At 67.5% G+C, this 14,494-nt stretch carries 14 protein-coding genes and 1 tRNA gene; 8 read left to right on the plus strand and 7 right to left on the minus strand.

Translation table 11 applies throughout. The annotated features are described in order from the left end of the window. The first annotated feature begins 35 nt into the window (after positions 1–35). A complete protein-coding gene (locus tag VMT40_RS15070) occupies positions 36–767 on the plus strand; it encodes a DUF7873 family protein (RefSeq protein WP_326358740.1) in 732 nt (243 codons plus the stop codon). A gap of 12 nt (positions 768–779) precedes the next feature. Further along, a tRNA-OTHER gene (locus tag VMT40_RS15075) sits at positions 780–910 on the plus strand. Between the two features lie 318 nt (positions 911–1,228). Here VMT40_RS15075 and gndA read toward each other — a convergent pair. The 6 genes from gndA to VMT40_RS15105 all read right to left on the minus strand — a co-directional run bounded on the left by gndA (position 1,229) and on the right by VMT40_RS15105 (position 9,116). Further along, on the minus strand, positions 1,229–2,671 hold the full coding sequence (gndA, locus tag VMT40_RS15080) for an NADP-dependent phosphogluconate dehydrogenase (protein WP_326358741.1): 1,443 nt from the start codon (positions 2,669–2,671) through the stop codon (positions 1,229–1,231). A 256-nt stretch (positions 2,672–2,927) separates the two neighbouring features. Then, a complete protein-coding gene (locus VMT40_RS15085; RefSeq protein ID WP_326358742.1) occupies positions 2,928–4,304 on the minus strand; it encodes a HAMP domain-containing sensor histidine kinase in 1,377 nt (458 codons plus the stop codon). Next, positions 4,304–4,984 carry a response regulator transcription factor gene (locus VMT40_RS15090; protein WP_326358743.1) on the minus strand — a complete coding sequence of 227 codons (681 nt, stop codon included), beginning with the start codon at positions 4,982–4,984 and terminating at the stop codon, positions 4,304–4,306. Before VMT40_RS15090 ends, VMT40_RS15085 begins: the two co-directional genes overlap by 1 nt. A 46-nt stretch (positions 4,985–5,030) precedes the next feature. Beyond that, a complete protein-coding gene (locus VMT40_RS15095) occupies positions 5,031–6,377 on the minus strand; it encodes an alpha/beta fold hydrolase (protein ID WP_326358744.1) in 1,347 nt (448 codons plus the stop codon). Between the two features lie 345 nt (positions 6,378–6,722). Next, complete coding sequence (locus VMT40_RS15100) at positions 6,723–8,327, minus strand: MAC/perforin domain-containing protein (protein WP_326358746.1); 1,605 nt, start codon at positions 8,325–8,327, stop codon at positions 6,723–6,725. 177 nt (positions 8,328–8,504) lie between these two features. Then, positions 8,505–9,116, minus strand: coding sequence for a TetR/AcrR family transcriptional regulator (locus VMT40_RS15105; protein ID WP_326358747.1), 612 nt, complete (start codon positions 9,114–9,116; stop codon positions 8,505–8,507). Positions 9,117–9,222: 106 nt separating this feature from the next. On the opposite strand from VMT40_RS15105, the gene VMT40_RS15110 reads away from it, so the two are divergent. The 3 genes from VMT40_RS15110 (at position 9,223) to VMT40_RS15120 (ending at position 11,780) form a co-directional block, all read left to right on the plus strand. Further along, the gene (locus tag VMT40_RS15110; RefSeq protein ID WP_326358748.1) at positions 9,223–9,717 is read left to right on the plus strand and encodes a nitroreductase family deazaflavin-dependent oxidoreductase; all 495 of its coding nucleotides are present in this window, start codon (positions 9,223–9,225) and stop codon (positions 9,715–9,717) included. Between the two features lie 281 nt (positions 9,718–9,998). Further along, positions 9,999–10,940 carry a cutinase family protein gene (locus VMT40_RS15115; RefSeq protein ID WP_326358749.1) on the plus strand — a complete coding sequence of 314 codons (942 nt, stop codon included), beginning with the start codon at positions 9,999–10,001 and terminating at the stop codon, positions 10,938–10,940. 96 nt (positions 10,941–11,036) lie between these two features. Continuing rightward, positions 11,037–11,780 carry a hypothetical protein gene (locus tag VMT40_RS15120; protein ID WP_326358751.1) on the plus strand — a complete coding sequence of 248 codons (744 nt, stop codon included), beginning with the start codon at positions 11,037–11,039 and terminating at the stop codon, positions 11,778–11,780. Between the two features lies 1 nt (position 11,781). On the opposite strand, the gene VMT40_RS15125 is transcribed toward VMT40_RS15120, so the two are convergent. Beyond that, positions 11,782–12,666, minus strand: coding sequence for a MerR family transcriptional regulator (locus tag VMT40_RS15125; protein WP_326358752.1), 885 nt, complete (start codon positions 12,664–12,666; stop codon positions 11,782–11,784). 63 nt (positions 12,667–12,729) lie between these two features. Between VMT40_RS15125 and VMT40_RS15130 the strand changes: the two genes are divergently transcribed. From VMT40_RS15130 to VMT40_RS15140, 3 genes are all read left to right on the plus strand, one after another. Beyond that, positions 12,730–13,323 carry a maleylpyruvate isomerase family mycothiol-dependent enzyme gene (locus tag VMT40_RS15130; RefSeq protein ID WP_326358753.1) on the plus strand — a complete coding sequence of 198 codons (594 nt, stop codon included), beginning with the start codon at positions 12,730–12,732 and terminating at the stop codon, positions 13,321–13,323. A gap of 91 nt (positions 13,324–13,414) precedes the next feature. Continuing rightward, positions 13,415–13,651 carry a hypothetical protein gene (locus VMT40_RS15135; RefSeq protein WP_326358754.1) on the plus strand — a complete coding sequence of 79 codons (237 nt, stop codon included), beginning with the start codon at positions 13,415–13,417 and terminating at the stop codon, positions 13,649–13,651. 105 nt (positions 13,652–13,756) lie between these two features. After that, the gene (locus tag VMT40_RS15140) at positions 13,757–14,419 is read left to right on the plus strand and encodes a hypothetical protein (protein ID WP_326358756.1); all 663 of its coding nucleotides are present in this window, start codon (positions 13,757–13,759) and stop codon (positions 14,417–14,419) included. The last annotated feature ends 75 nt before the right edge of the window (positions 14,420–14,494 follow it).

Raw genomic sequence — 14,494 nt, forward strand, 5'->3', positions numbered from 1 at the left:
GGTACACCGGTGGTGAGCACCGCTACAGTGCCGCCATGACACGTTTGAATCAGATTGTCGCCGTCGAGAAAGGGATCAAGTCCCGGACCTTCTCCGAGCTCACCGAGGCCCATCACAAGCTGGCCAAAAACCCGCTGCTGAGCGGTATTTCGCGCACCTACCGGCCCAAGGACGAGGAGGGTGAGCAGCTGCCGCCCGAATCCACGCGGGTGCAGGTGCGCTCGGAGGAGGTGCTCGCGACCACGGCGGACATCCTGACCAAACTGTTCGATGTGGTGGCGACCAAGGATTGGGCCAACACCACGGCCACGGCCGACGTGGTGGTCGACGGGCGCACCCTGATCAAGGACGCGCCCGTCACCTACCTGCTGTTCCTCGAGAAGCAGCTCGTCGACCTGCACACCTTCGTGCGCAAGCTGCCGGTGCTGGACGCCTCGGAGACGTGGGAGTACGACGCCTCCGCCGACTGCTACGCCACCGAGCCCGTGCAAACGGTGCGTACCAAGAAGATTCCCCGCAACCACGTCAAGGCCGAGGCCACCGAGAAGCATCCGGCGCAGGTCGAGGTGTATCACGAGGATGTGGTGGTCGGGTACTGGCGCACCATCAAATTCTCCGGCGCGCTGCCCGCCAAGCGCGTCAACGAGCTCACCGAGCGCGTCGAAAAGCTGCAGCAGGCCGTGAAATTCGCGCGCGAGGAGGCCAACAACGCCGAGGTCACCCAGCGCAAGCTGGGCGCGGAGATCTTCGGATACCTGTTCGGCTGAGGATGTTCGGACGGCTGGATATTCGGTTGGCGGCGGCCACACCTCCGACTACTGTCGGTGGCGCGCCAGGAGCGCAAGCTGAAACTGAACCTGAATGTGACGGGCTCAGCGGCCCAGTGGAGGTTCGAATCCTCCTCCCGCCACACGCGGCGGGATAGCCCAACGGCAGAGGCACCGCGCGGCCCACTGACGCTCACATTTTCGCTCCAGCTTCAGTATTCGCCGCCGAACGCCGAATCGAGAGAACGGATTGTCAGCGTGGAGGTTGTGGGTTCAACTCCCACCGGCTCAGCCACCCATTGGGCCGTAGCTCAAACGTAGAGCGCCACGTTAACTTCAACTTGAACCCGTTCTTAAACGTGTCGGCGTGCCGCAATTGGGCGGCCCCCGAGGCCCCGGGGCAGGCTACGCCCCGGGGCTTCCTCGTTCCCACGCGGTGAGACTCGTTGCGTTACTGCGGATTACGCGGGGACCTCGCTGCGGTCGCCGCTCCACAGGGTGTGGTACTTGCCTTCGGCGTCGATGCGCTCGTAGGTGTGGGCGCCGAAGAAGTCGCGCTGGCCCTGGGTGAGGGCGGCCGGGAGGCGCTCGGCGCGCAGGCCGTCGTAGTAGGACAGCGAGGAGGCGAAGGCGGGGACGGGGATGCCGAGCTGGGTGGCGACCACGACCACGCGACGCCAGCTGTCGATGGCCTTCTCGATGGCCTCGCGGAAGTAGGGGGCCAGGATCAGCGACGGCAGCGCCGGGTCGGCTTCGTAGGCTTCCTTGATGCGGTTGAGGAAGCGGGCGCGGATGATGCAGCCGCCGCGCCAGATGGTGGCCAGGTCGCCGGGGTGCAGGTTCCAGTTGTATTCGGCGGAACCGGCGGCGATCTGGTCGAAGCCCTGGGCGTAGGCGACGATCTTGGAGGCGTAGAGCGCCTGGCGGATGGCCTCGGTGAATTCCGCGACGTCCGTGGGCTTTTCGCCGAGCACGCCCGAGGCCAGACCCTTGGCGGCGGCACGCTGGGTGCGCGAGCCGGACAGCGCGCGAGCGAACACGGCCTCGGCGATACCGGTCACCGGGATACCGAGATCCAGCGCGGACTTGACCGTCCAGCGGCCGGTGCCCTTCTGCTCGGCGGCGTCCACGATCACGTCCACCAGCGGCTTGCCGGTCTTGGCGTCGACCTGGTTGAGCACCTCGGCCGTGATCTCCACCAGGTAGCTCTCCAGCTCGCCGGAGTTCCACTGGGTGAACACGTCCGCGATCTGCTTGGCGTCGAAGCCCAGCGCGTCGCGGAACAGGTTGTAGGCCTCGCCGATGAGCTGCATGTCGGCGTACTCGATGCCGTTGTGCACCATCTTGACGAAGTGGCCGGAGCCGTCCGGGCCGATGTGGGTGCAGCAGGGGGTGCCATCGACCTGTGCCGCAATGGATTCCAGCATGGGCCCCAGCGACTCGTAGGACTCCTTCGGGCCGCCCGGCATGATGGCGGGGCCGTTCAAAGCACCCTCCTCGCCACCGGAGATGCCCGCGCCCACGAAGTTCAGCCCGCGCGCGGCCATGGCGGCCTCGCGGCGAATGGTGTCGGTGTAGAGGGCGTTGCCGCCGTCGATGATGATGTCGCCGGGCTCCATGGCGTCGGCGAGTTCCTCGATCACGGCGTCGGTGGCGTCACCGGCCTTGACCATGATGAGCACGCGCCGCGGCTTCTCCAGCGCGGCCACGAACTCCTCGATGGTCTCGGTGCGCACGAAATCGCCCTCGTCGCCGTGGGCCTCGAGCAGCGCGTCGGTCTTGCCGATGCTGCGGTTGTGCAGGGCGACGGTGTATCCGTGCCGTGCGAAATTCCGGGCGATATTGCTACCCATGACCGCCAGGCCGGTCACGCCGATCTGGGCGCGCGCTTCCGAGGTCGCCATGAAACAGCCTCTCTCCGTTCGACAGGTATGAAACCGCACGAAGTCTCCTCGGCGGCGGCATCCCGGAACGCGTCCACGACGCCATACCTTTTCTACCCGGTCGCTCCCCCGCCGCGCCCACGGACCCCGAACACCCGCCCCGACTCCTCCCGCCCGCAGGCCGGTGACGAGCACGATCGCGCCGCCCGTCCTTCCGAACCGGCGTCGAACACCAACCGCTCACAGCCGCGCGCGGCGGCGGTCGGTGGCCGATCGGTCAGCGTGCGCCGGGTAGGCGGAACCCGACTTCGGCACCGCCGCCGGAGCGGGCGGCCGCGAAGACGGTGCCCGCGTGGGCGGTGATGATGTCGTGGACGATGGCCAGGCCGAGGCCGGAGCCGGGGGTGGAGCGGGTGCGGTCGGCGCGGTAGAAGCGGTCGAAGACCGCGCGCTGGTCGGCCGCGTCGATGCCGGGGCCGCGGTCGAGGACCGTGAGTTCGGTGCCGCGCACGCGGATCTCTATCTCGGTTTCGGGCGGACTGAACTTGACGGCATTGTCGAGCAGGTTGTCCACGCAGCGGGCCAGGGCGCGAGGCCGCGCGGTGACGGTGACCTCGGGCGATGCGGGCGCGGTCGTATCGCCCTCGCGGGCACCGGCATCCGCGACCCGCAGGGTGATGACGCGGCCGGTACGGCGGCGGACCCGCTGGGCGCACGCCTCGGCGAGATCGGGCAGGACCACCGGCGCGGGCGACTCGTCGGTGTACTGGTCGGTCGCCAGTTCCACGAGTTCGCCGACCAGGGCGTCGAGGGCCTTGGCCTCCTGCACCAGGGTCGCGAGTACCTGCGATTCGTCGGCGGGGTCGAGGCGACCCTTGGCGCGTTGCAGCAGTTCGGCGCTGCCGCGCACCGAGGTGAGGGGTGTGCGCAGCTCGTGTCCGGCGTCCTGGACGAGGCGATGTTGTTGTGCCCGTGACAATCTCAGCGCCGCGAGCATGGCGTTGAAGTCGCGGGTCAGGTCGCCGACCTCGTCGCGGCCCGCCTCGGGGAGGACCGTGGAGAGGTCGCGGGTGGTCGTGATCCGTTGTGTCGCCTGGGCGAGGCGTCGCATGGGGCGCAGGATGCGGCCGATCGCGAGCCAGCCGACCACGGCCACGAGCAGGACCGCGACGGCGGTGATCGAGGCTGTGCGCCAGAGGAATTCGCGGTCGACGCGCTCGACCTCGGCATAATTTTGGCCGACCATGATCGCGCCGCCGCCGGGGTGCGCCGTGGTCAGCACGCCGTAGGAGACCCCGCCGACGGTGATATCGGTTTCGGCGGTACCCGTTCCCGCACGGGCGATGGCGCGGTCGGATTCGCTGACCGGCAAGGGATCTCGCCCGGGCGTCAGCGAAAGCACGGTGCCGTCCGGGAGCAGTAGCTGCTCGACCATGTCCGTCCGTACCGGTAGCTTCGACACCGCCGATGCCGAATCACCCGGCGCGGTTCCAGCGGCCCCGAGTATCACGGCCACCGTCTCCGCCCGATCGGTCAGGCTGCGGTCGACCTGGTCCGCGACCAGCGGCGACACGCTTCGATACGCCGTCACCAGCGCGACCACGATCGCCACCACCGTCGCGGTGAACACCACCAGCGTGAGCCGGGTCCGCATCACACCGCCTTCACGGTGTAGCCGACATTGCGGACGGTCTGAATGAGGCGGGGCGCACCGCCCTCCTCGGTCTTGCGGCGCAGGTAACCGATGTACACGTCCAGGGAGCGGGATTCGGTGTCGAAGTCGAAGCCCCAGATGTGTTCGTAGATCTGGCTTTTGGTGAGCACCACGGGTGCGTTGCGCAGCAGCAGTTCGAGCACGTCGAATTCGGTGCGGGTGAGCTCGAGCGCCCGCTCGCCGCGCCACACCTCGCGGGTGGCCGGGTTCAGGCTCAGGTCGGCGACCGTCAGCACCGTCGGCTCGTCGGGCGCGCTGCGGCGCAGCAGGGCGCGCAGGCGGGCCAGCAGCTCCTCGGTATCGAAGGGTTTGGCGAGGTAGTCATCGGCCCCGGCATCCAATCCGGCCACGCGGTCGCCGACCTGACCGCGCGCGGTGAGCACCAGGATCGGCAGCCGGTCCCCGCGCCGCCGCAGGGTGCGGCACAGCGAGAGCCCGTCCAAGCGCGGCATGACCACGTCCACCACGGCCAGATCCGGACGGTCGGTCTCGAGCAGCTCGAGCGCCTCCCGCCCGTCCCCGGCCACACTCACCCGGTACCCCTCGAACCGCAGCAGCTGTTCGAGGGTGCTGCGCACATTCGGATCGTCCTCGACCACGAGCACTTTCGCTGATGTCACCGAATCAGTCTGGTCGGTGGCGGGCACGGTCACGGCGGGCCACCCGTCAGTTCGTGACCGGTGCCACGACGATCGGCGGAATGGACGCCGCACACTCCGCACCCGACACGGTGCCGGTGCGCACGAAGCGGGCCACGATGCCGGTCACGCAACCGCTCGGCTCCAGGTCCGGCACGTGCCCGGTATTGGGCACCGAGAGGAAGGTCGAGTGCGCGAACTTCGCCGCCAACTGCTTGCCATTGGCGTCGGGGGTGACGGCGTCCAGATCGCCCGAGAGCACCAAGACCGGGACATCCGGCATGGGCGTGGTCACCTGGTCGGGCCGCTGGTGGCCCGGGATGCCCGGCCAGCGCAGGCACACGTCACCGCCGTCGCGCTGACCCGCCGCGAAACCCTCGGCGCTGAACGCCCCGAACTCGCCCGCGGCCGCGGCCAGTCGCTGCCGATACTGCGCTTCCCGCTCGGCCAGCGTGGCCCCCGGCGACCACAGCGGCTGATAGTCATTGCAGGTCACCGTCATATAGATGCCGATGTTCTCGTAGGCGGGTTCCTCGGTGGTGAGCCGGACGAATTCGCTCAATCCCGCGTCGTCGCCGCGCACGGCCGCGTGCAGGGCGGCGGGCAACATACCCAGCGGCGTCATGGTCTGTGGGGCGGCCCCGACATTGCTGGTCGCGGCCTCGAAGACCAGCGTCGCCAGCTTCGCCTCGTCCAGCGCCACGGGCTGTTTCGCCCGTACCGCCAGCGGCCGCTCCCGCAGCCGAGCCGCGACCGTACGCAGGTCGTCGACGGCCATCGCGCCGTCGCACACTCCGCTACGCTCGCAGATCCGTTGCAGTGCAAGCGATACCGCCGCCGCATTGGGACGCTGCAAGGGGTCGTGGTCGTGGGAGTACGCACCCGTCAACACCATCGCGGCGACATGCTCGGCGTGACGCTGAGCGTACACCGGCATCAGATAGGTCCCATAGGAGATGCCGTACGGAATGATCTTGTCGATGCCGAGTTGCGCTCGGACCGCGTCGAAGTCGTCGGCGGTGGCCGCCGTGGTGTATCCGGCCGCCCGATCCCCCAGTCGATCCGCGCACCGGCCGACGGCCGCACGCTGCTGTTCGCGAGTGCCCATTTGGAATTCGTCCGCTCCCACACCGCAGTCCAGCGCGCCCGACACACCCGTACCCCGGGGATCGATGAGCAACACGTCGTGATCGTCGAGCAGCCCCGCGGTAACCTGAGCCGCCTCGGCGGCGTGCGAGATGAGCGGCACCCCTGGCCCGCCCGGATTCGGCACGATCGTGCCCGCCGCGGATTGCCCGCCCGAGTGCAGGATTCGCGCGTACCCCACCTCGACGACGCCCAGGTCGGGCCGCCCGTCCACCAGTGGTCGCGACACGGTGCCGCACTCCACGGCGTGCCCTTCCACCGTCGGACACCACGGGGTTGCCGCAGGTGAATTCCGCACTCCCGCATCGCATCCCGTGACAAGTCCGGCCGTAATGGCCGCCACCGCAATGAAACTCAGCCCTGACCGTATTTCGGCGCGCATCCCGCTCCCTCACCCGTACTCGCCCGGCACTTCCGAGCGGCTCACAGGCATCCTGCGCACCGGAATTCAAACCGCAGGCAAGCGAATGACAAAAACGTGTAAGAATCCCGCGAATACCGAAAAGGCATGCGAAAGCACCGGTCGCCGCGAAAGCGACCGGTGCGTTCGTCTGGAACTACCGCACGCCGAGCGCTACCGGTGCGGTTTGGGGTCGTGCTCCTCCTTTTCCGGCGGCAGCAGCGATCCGTAACCGTGTGTCCCGGCCCGCTTCTGCGCGGTGCGACCGTAGGTCAGACCCAGCGCCGTGGGGTTCATATTGAACAGATACGGTTCCCGCATCCAGTCGCTGGGCGAGTAGACCGCCTGCAGCATTTCGATGGCGTGCCCCGGCGCCATGCCCTGCTTTCCGACGACCACGTAGCAGGCCGATCCCGCCTGCTGGGTATAGCCGCGGAACTTCTTCCACTGCTCCATGCTCCCGCCGATGCTCAATAGCCAGCGCTGGAATTCCGGTGACGGATAGTTCTGCAGATCGATCGCGAAACCGCTGAGCGCCGCGATGTATCCGCGCTGCTGCACCTTGTCGATATCGGCCATCATGGCCTTGTAGATGTCGGGATTCGGCTTCAGCGTCTTGCCCTCATAGGTCTGGTAGTACGTGTGCACCATGAACGGCACGTAGCTGTCGGAGTCGTAGAGCGCCAGCTGGTATCCGCCCACCGGCGCGGCAACTCCCGGCTTGACCACGTGCGGTGGCGGCGGTTCCACGGCCGGATTCGAGATCGCCACACTGCCATTAGCGATGATCCCGAAATTGGTCGACACGTTCCCGGGCCCGGGCGCGGTGCCGGGCGTATAGGCGGTGTCGGCCATGACCAGGATCGCGCCATTGACGTAGGCCTCCAGCGCATTCGACACCGCCTTGGCCTGGTTGCCCGAGAACACCACGCTCAGCGGCCGCAGGATGAACCGCATGACACCTGGGTACGACATGATCGAATCGCACCACTGGTTGAACATCACGCTGTGGTTGTCGCCGTAGGACGGATTCAGGTGATCCATCGCGAATTTCGGATCGCCGCCCGCGGTGACCACCCGCACGACGCGGCTGTTGGACCAGTTCTTGCCGAGGGTCTCCCACTGCGTGTGGGATTCGGCCTTGGTCGAGGTGAACACGGCCTTGTACTCGAGCTCGATATTGGCGCTGATCTGCGACTGGTTCATCGAGTAGCTGGTCTGCACCGCCTCGTAGTAGTCGAGGCTGCCGCCCACGACGACATGGGTGACCAGATGCGTTCCCCACTTTCGGAACACCGCGAAGAATTGCTCTTGATTCTCCGGCGTAAACGTCGACGGCAGATTCTTCACATCCGGATCGTCGGTGAACTCCGGAGTCAGCCAGGACTGCGACGCATTTTCCACGGCGAGTTCCCAGGCGGTGTACTCGGCCTCGAAACCGCCGTAATAGTATGACTGGTCGGTATTTACGGTCTTGTTGTAGGCCAGATCGAACTGACCGCTGAACCCACCGTAAGATGCCTTGACTCCGGCCTTTTGCGAAAAGTGCGATTGGAACTGCTCGACCGTGTTGTACACGTAGGACGTTCCCGTGGTGTGGGTCCACTCGATCGGCCGGGCATTGACCGGCACGTCATAGGTGATCCCGGTGGGCTTGAATTCCCAGGTCTTGCTCGTCGGACCAAGATTGACTATCTGCCACGTGAGCGACTTCGCATCATAGGTTCCCAGAATATTGAATCCGCGCCCAATAGCCGAGGCGCCGGGTATCAACGACATGGTGTGATCCTTCCGTTGTCGTCCCCACGGCAATGGTAGGGTTTACCCGGTCGAAAAACGGTGAACTCCAAAGGAATTAAAAAACATACCGTTGGTCGTACAATTTCAGCTCCACGTACGCCGAAAATGGCGCGCGGGGCTTCAGCATGTAATGCGCGGGGCTTCAGTGTGCGAGGTTCACAATGAACCCAGCGCGGGCGCAACCCATCTCGAGAGATAGCTGCGAATCTCTTTGCCGCGCCGCGGCGGTCGCCCCGGATCGATGACGAACGATTGCACTATCCGCAACATGTGTTCCACGAGTTCATCCAGATCCGAGCCCACGATTCCGGCCGCGGCCCAGTCCACGGAGAGTCGCTCCAGCAGCGACCGGCCGAAAGTCAGTGCGGTATCGGAGGTTACGCCCGCCGAGAGAGCGCTCGCGCGCCCCGGCCGCAGCAGCAGCCCGAGATACTTCTCCTCGGGCAGGCGTTCGAGGGTGTAGGCGATGCCCTCCACCACCGCGGTCGCGGGATCGTGAATGCCGCCCAGCGCCGCGGCCATCGCATCGAGGTAATGCTCCGTCTGCGCGATGGCCGTCGCCGTCAAAAGCGCTTCCGCACTCGGGAAATAGCGATACACCGTCTGCCGGGTGACGCCGAGGTCGCGGGCCACCTCCGCAATGCTGAACTCCGCGATGCTGAACTCGTCGCCCGAGCGATCGATGGCCCGCCGGGCCGCGGCCACGATGCGGTCGACGGCCTCCGCGTCGTCGGCGGGTGCCGCCCCGGACCATCCATGCGTACGCACCGGATCGCCATCCCTTCGCTCGCGATCAGTCGTGCCGAGGCTACCGGTCGGTCTTGACCATACACATGTGCGTGACTGTATGGTCAAGGTGCGCGAAAGGAAGACCATGACCACGATCCCGCCCCGCCCCGCACAGCTCGACTCCCCGATGCTGCCCAAGATCTTCAAATACGTTGGCAGAGCCCAGGTCTGGCTCTATCGACGCACCGGCGGCCGAATCGGCGGGAAGTGGCGGATCGGGGCCGGGTTCCGCAAACCGGTGCCGACGTTGCTGCTCGAACACCGCGGCCGCAAGACCGCGACCGTCTATACGGTTCCGCTGCTGTACATCACCGACGGCCCGGACATCGTCGTGGTGGCCTCGCAGGGCGGGCTGCCCAAACACCCGCAGTGGTATCGAAACCTGGTCGCCACCCCGGACACCCACATTCAGATCGGCCCACGGCGGTTCGCCGTGCACGCCGTCACCGCCGACGCCGCACAGCGCGCCCGACTCTGGCCCCGGCTCGTCGAGGCGTACGCCGACTTCGACACCTATCAGGCGTGGGCCGGACGGGAGATCCCGGTCGTCATCCTGCACCCCGCACCCGGCGCGTCGTGAGGCGTCCGGGATACGCCGTGCATCGCGCGTGACACCCCGAAGCCCTTCGCACAGTTCATAAATCCCGTTTGTCCGACTCTCGGCGTTTCTCCAGCAACCACCGCCGGACCGATCAGTTCCTTTGGTATGTTGCCCTCGACGTGCCACCCCCGCATCGGGCAAACGCATCGTTATCGCCCAATTGCCCCGGCGTGGGGGACGCGCACGGGCACGAACCCTGCAGTGTGGAGAAGTCGACCGAACGATCCGAACAAGGGGTGTGGGCCTTGTCCTTTCGAACAGTGCGATCCGGAAAGCTGGCGGGCGGCGCGCTCGCCGCGGTCCTGGCCACCGCGGCCGGAATCCTCACGGCCACCGGAATCCTCACGGCCACCGGCGCACCCCGCGCCGCGGCCGCGCCCGCCGACTGCCCCGGCCTCAATGTGATCGCCGTGCCGGGCACCTGGGAGACCTCCAAGGACGACCCGCACCAGGGCATGCTCGCCCAGGTCACCCGCGGCCTGCCGGGCACCGTTCGCACCGACTACGTCAGCTACCCGGCCTCGGCCTTCCCGTGGGACGGCGAGATCTACGGCCGCTCCAAGCACGCCGCCGTCGATGCCGCCCGCGGCATGCTGTCGGCCATGGCATCCCGTTGCCCCGCAACGCGTTTCGCCCTCATCGGCTACAGCCAGGGCGCGGACGCGGCGGGCGATCTGGCCTCCGAGATCGGCACCGGCCTCGGTGTGGTCAAGCCCGAGCGGGTGGCCGCGGTCGGCCTGGTCTCCGACCCGCGCCGCTCCCCCAGCGACCCCATCGTCGGCCCGCGCGTGCCCGGCACCGGCGCGGGCGGCGCCCGGGCGGGCGGCTTCGGCTGGCTCAGCCCCAAGGTCCGCACCTTCTGCGCGGCGGGCGACCTCTACTGCGCGCTGCCCACCGACGATCTGGCCGGACGCTCCGCGGGCCTGCTCACCCAGCTCACCGCCCAGGACCCCCTCCAGATCCCCAGCTACCTGCTGACCTTCCAGTCGATTCTCGGCGAGGCCCTCATGCCCGGCTGGTCGGCCATCATGTCCGCCCCCGCCGACGACCCCGCCGGGGAACAGTGGCTGCGCCAGGTCCAGCAATTCCTCGCCTCCGGCGTCCACCAGTCCTACCCCCGCTACGTCGTCGACGCCAACGGCACGACAGCCACCACCTGGCTCCGCAACTGGCTCTCCGACACCGCCAACGAAACCCCCTGAAACCCGCTGTGACGATGAGTTTTCCGTTGGTCGACCGTTAGTGGCGGTCCGCAGTCTCAGTGCACTCGATCAGCACTGAGATGAAGGACCCCACCGATGATCGCCACCCCCGTCCGTACCGCCGTCCGCGCCGCGCTCGCCGCGGCCGTGGTCGGTACCGCCAGCTTCGGCCTCTTCGGAAGCCTGACCATCGCCAATGCCGGTGGCGACTACGGTCCCGACACCTGCCTGGAGGGCTACGTCTGGCGCGAAGCCAATGCGGCGGACCATGTTTGCGTCAGCTCCGCCACCCGCGACCAGACCCGCGCCGACAATGCCGCCGCCGGATCCCGCAAGGCGGGTGGCGGTGCGTACGGCCCCGACACCTGCGTCAACGGGTATGTCTGGCGCGAGGCATACGACGGCGACGTGGTCTGCGTCCTCACCGCGACCCGCACCCAGGCCAAGGAGGACAACGCCAAGGCCGCCGATCGCAAGGCGTCACTGAATGTTTGGCTCGACTGGTACAACCCCGGAGACAAGTGCGACGCCACCACCTGCACCCATGTCGACGACGGCGGCCTCAAATACGTGATCAATGGCGACCACTTCAACAAGGGCACCGTCACCATCGCGCTCAATCGCTACGACGGTGTTCGGCTGGCGACCTACACGACGACCGCGGGCCAGCACGATGGTTACGCGGGCGGATCCTTCGGCTACAAGACCGACCTCTGGGATCCCACGCGCGGTGTCCTCTACCCGTGCAAGGTCGTCGAGGACGCCTACTACCAGGTGTACGACCCGAACTCGCAGCGCTGGTCGAACAAGCTGCCGATCACCCACGACTGCCACCGGTAGTTCACCGCGCCACCCCCGCGAAAGGCTCTGCGAGCGCCCGGTACAACCAGTACTGGGCCGCACCCGCGGTAACGGTCCCGGTGGCTTCCTCGGTCAGCTGCCAGTAGCGCTGGATCCGCCGATCGGAATCTGTTGCGCCGCCGGAAAGCAATCGCCGCCGGAACTCGACGGTGTCGCGCACGCCTCGCGCCGAGGCGTGCGCCGCAACCAGCAGATCGAGCTCGGGCCCCGGCCGCGGCGGCACCCCGGCCTCGAGCAGCCCGCCGACGGCCGCACAGGCCTCCGCCAAGCCGACCAGTAGCGCCCGCGGCCACCGGATCTCCTCCGGCTCGGCGAGCCACAGCTGACGCGACACGGCCACGCGCAGACCGGGATCCGCGACCGAACCGACGAGATCGGTGAGGGCCAATATCCGCCGCGCATCCGCCTCGGCCCCGGGCACGGGCACGGGCACATGCATGGCGATGAACTCGTCGAACATATCGGCGGGCAGCGCCCCGATGATCCCCCGCCAGAACGCCACCACCGCCTCGTACCCGCGCCGCGGATCCTCCACCGCGAGCAGCAGTTCCCGCCGCCGGGTCAGGGCGTCCAATTCGGCATCGACCACCCGCCGCGCGTCCCCGACCGCGTCGGTCACCGCGCGTCCCCCATCCAGGACATCCACGATCACCCCGAGCGCGAGCCCCAGCCCGCGCAGCCGCCGCACCATCGTCAGCCGCTCCACCGCGACCGCGTCGAACACCCGATGTCCGCCCGAGGTCCGCTCGGCCGCCAAAACCCCTTCATCGCAGTAGAACCGGATCGTCCGCACCGATACCCCGCTGCGCCGCGACAACTCCCCGATGCCGATCCGCCGCCCGCGTGTGCCCTGGGTCACATTCACTTGAACCTCCACCCGGCTGGAGTTTCTACGGTACGGGAACACCCACCACCCTCGGAGTCCCCGATGCCCACCACCGAATCCATGACCACCGACCAGATCTGGCAGGCCGTGGCCACCGAACGCGCCACCCTGGCCGACCTGCTGTGCTCCCTGTCCGAGTCCGACTGGGATCACCAATCTCTCTGCGAGAGCTGGCGAATCCGCGACGTGGTAGCCCACGTCATCCTCTCCGCGAACCCCGCCCTCGGCTCGATCCTGTTCGGACTGCTCCGCTCCCGCGGCAACCTGCACGCCATGATCCGCGACACCGCCATCCGCCACGCCGCCAAAACCCCACCCGCCCAACTCCTCACCGAACTGCGCGCCACCACCCACCTCCGCTCCACCGCCCTCGGCACCACCCCCGCCGACCGCCTGATGGATCTGCTGGTCCACGGCCAGGACATCGCCATCCCCCTCGGCATCACCCGCGAAATCCCTATCCTCGCGGCCCGGCTGGCACTCGACCGGATCCGCACCGCGGGCACCTTCGATATCCGAACCACCCTGTCCACCCACCGCCTCACCGCCACCGACACGCCCTGGACCGCGGGCACCGGCCGCCCGGTCGAAGCCCCCATCGCCGCCCTGCTCCTCTTCGTCACCGGGCGTGTTTAGAGGGCGTTTGTCCCTTAGCGCGGCCTCGAGGCGTCAGTAGCGTCGGATCGGTCAGCTTTTCATGTCGCAGCACGTGATCCGAGGAGTCGCAATGTCGGCGAAGGCCCTGAACCCGAATCAGCAGGTGGGGTTCGCGATGGTCAATATCGTCACCTTCCTGGTCGGTCTGGGCATCCTGGCCGTTCTCGATCCGCGCGACCAGCGCTTTCTCTTCACAGCGCTGGCCGTCGCGATGATCCTGACGGTCGTGAACCTCATGAAGTGGCGGGCCAAGACCAACGCCGCCGACCATCTGCGGTACCCGGCCGGCAAGCTGGCCGACCAGTAAACCCGAAAAAACTGGAACGAGTTCATTTAAAACCGCCCGATCGGTGCCCCTCACGAGGTAATTTCCTGCCCAGTCCGTCAGCGGACCGGAAGGAATTGGAAGACAGTGAGCATTGGGCAAATCGTGATTCCGGCGGTCGGAGCGGTCCTGCTGGTCGCGGGACTCGTCTTGCGAACCCGGTCGAAGACACCGGCACCGGCCGAGGGCGCCGCACCCGCGGGTGCGAACCGGCTGCCCAAAAACAGCGGCATGTTCGTGGCCATCGTCGGTGTGCTGATCCTGGCGCTCGGACTGCTCGCCAGCGTGACGAAGTCCAACACCACCACGGCCGCCCACGAGCCGGAGCTGGCCGTCGGCAACTGCGTGACGTCCAAGGACTATCGCGCCGCCCAGATCGGCAAGATCCACCCGACCTCCTGTGACGATCACGCCGCGGTCTACGAGCTGGCCGCCTCGGTCACCAATGGCGCCACCTGTCCGGACGGAAAGCTCAGGGATGCGGGCTATTTCGTGCTGACCGACGGCAATCACTCGCTGTGCTTCGCCCCCAATGTGCGGGTCGGCGACTGCTATTCCATGCAGGCCGACGTCAACCAGATCACCCCCATCGACTGCGCGGCCAAGGGTGGTCCGGGCATTACGGTGCAGATCGGCGGCCGTTTCGACGGCAGCACCGACGCCAACCAGTGCCCGATCCCGGCGGGTGCGACGGTCACCCCGCAACCGGCGCGCGTGGTGTGCTGGCAGCCGGTCACCACACCGAGCTAGCCTCGGCCACAACACAATCGGCCGAATCACGCGAGCGGGCCCCGGTGGATGATCCCGCCGGGGCCCGATTCGTCT

Origin of the sequence: Nocardia sp. CDC160, from assembly GCF_035818795.1 — a bacterium.
Lineage (GTDB): Bacteria > Actinomycetota > Actinomycetes > Mycobacteriales > Mycobacteriaceae > Nocardia.

What these genes read in the sequence shown, in the direction of transcription:
- VMT40_RS15110 (WP_326358748.1), top strand. Translation starts at nt 9,223, where the DNA reads ATGACCACGATCCCGCCCCGCCCCGCACAGCTCGACTCCCCGATGCTG.
- VMT40_RS15085 (WP_326358742.1), bottom strand. Translation starts at nt 4,304, where the DNA reads ATGCGGACCCGGCTCACGCTGGTGGTGTTCACCGCGACGGTGGTGGCG.
- VMT40_RS15120 (WP_326358751.1), top strand. Translation starts at nt 11,037, where the DNA reads ATGATCGCCACCCCCGTCCGTACCGCCGTCCGCGCCGCGCTCGCCGCG.
- VMT40_RS15100 (WP_326358746.1), bottom strand. Translation starts at nt 8,327, where the DNA reads ATGTCGTTGATACCCGGCGCCTCGGCTATTGGGCGCGGATTCAATATT.
- VMT40_RS15130 (WP_326358753.1), top strand. Translation starts at nt 12,730, where the DNA reads ATGCCCACCACCGAATCCATGACCACCGACCAGATCTGGCAGGCCGTG.
- VMT40_RS15070 (WP_326358740.1), top strand. Translation starts at nt 36, where the DNA reads ATGACACGTTTGAATCAGATTGTCGCCGTCGAGAAAGGGATCAAGTCC.
- VMT40_RS15135 (WP_326358754.1), top strand. Translation starts at nt 13,415, where the DNA reads ATGTCGGCGAAGGCCCTGAACCCGAATCAGCAGGTGGGGTTCGCGATG.
- gndA (WP_326358741.1), bottom strand. Translation starts at nt 2,671, where the DNA reads ATGGCGACCTCGGAAGCGCGCGCCCAGATCGGCGTGACCGGCCTGGCG.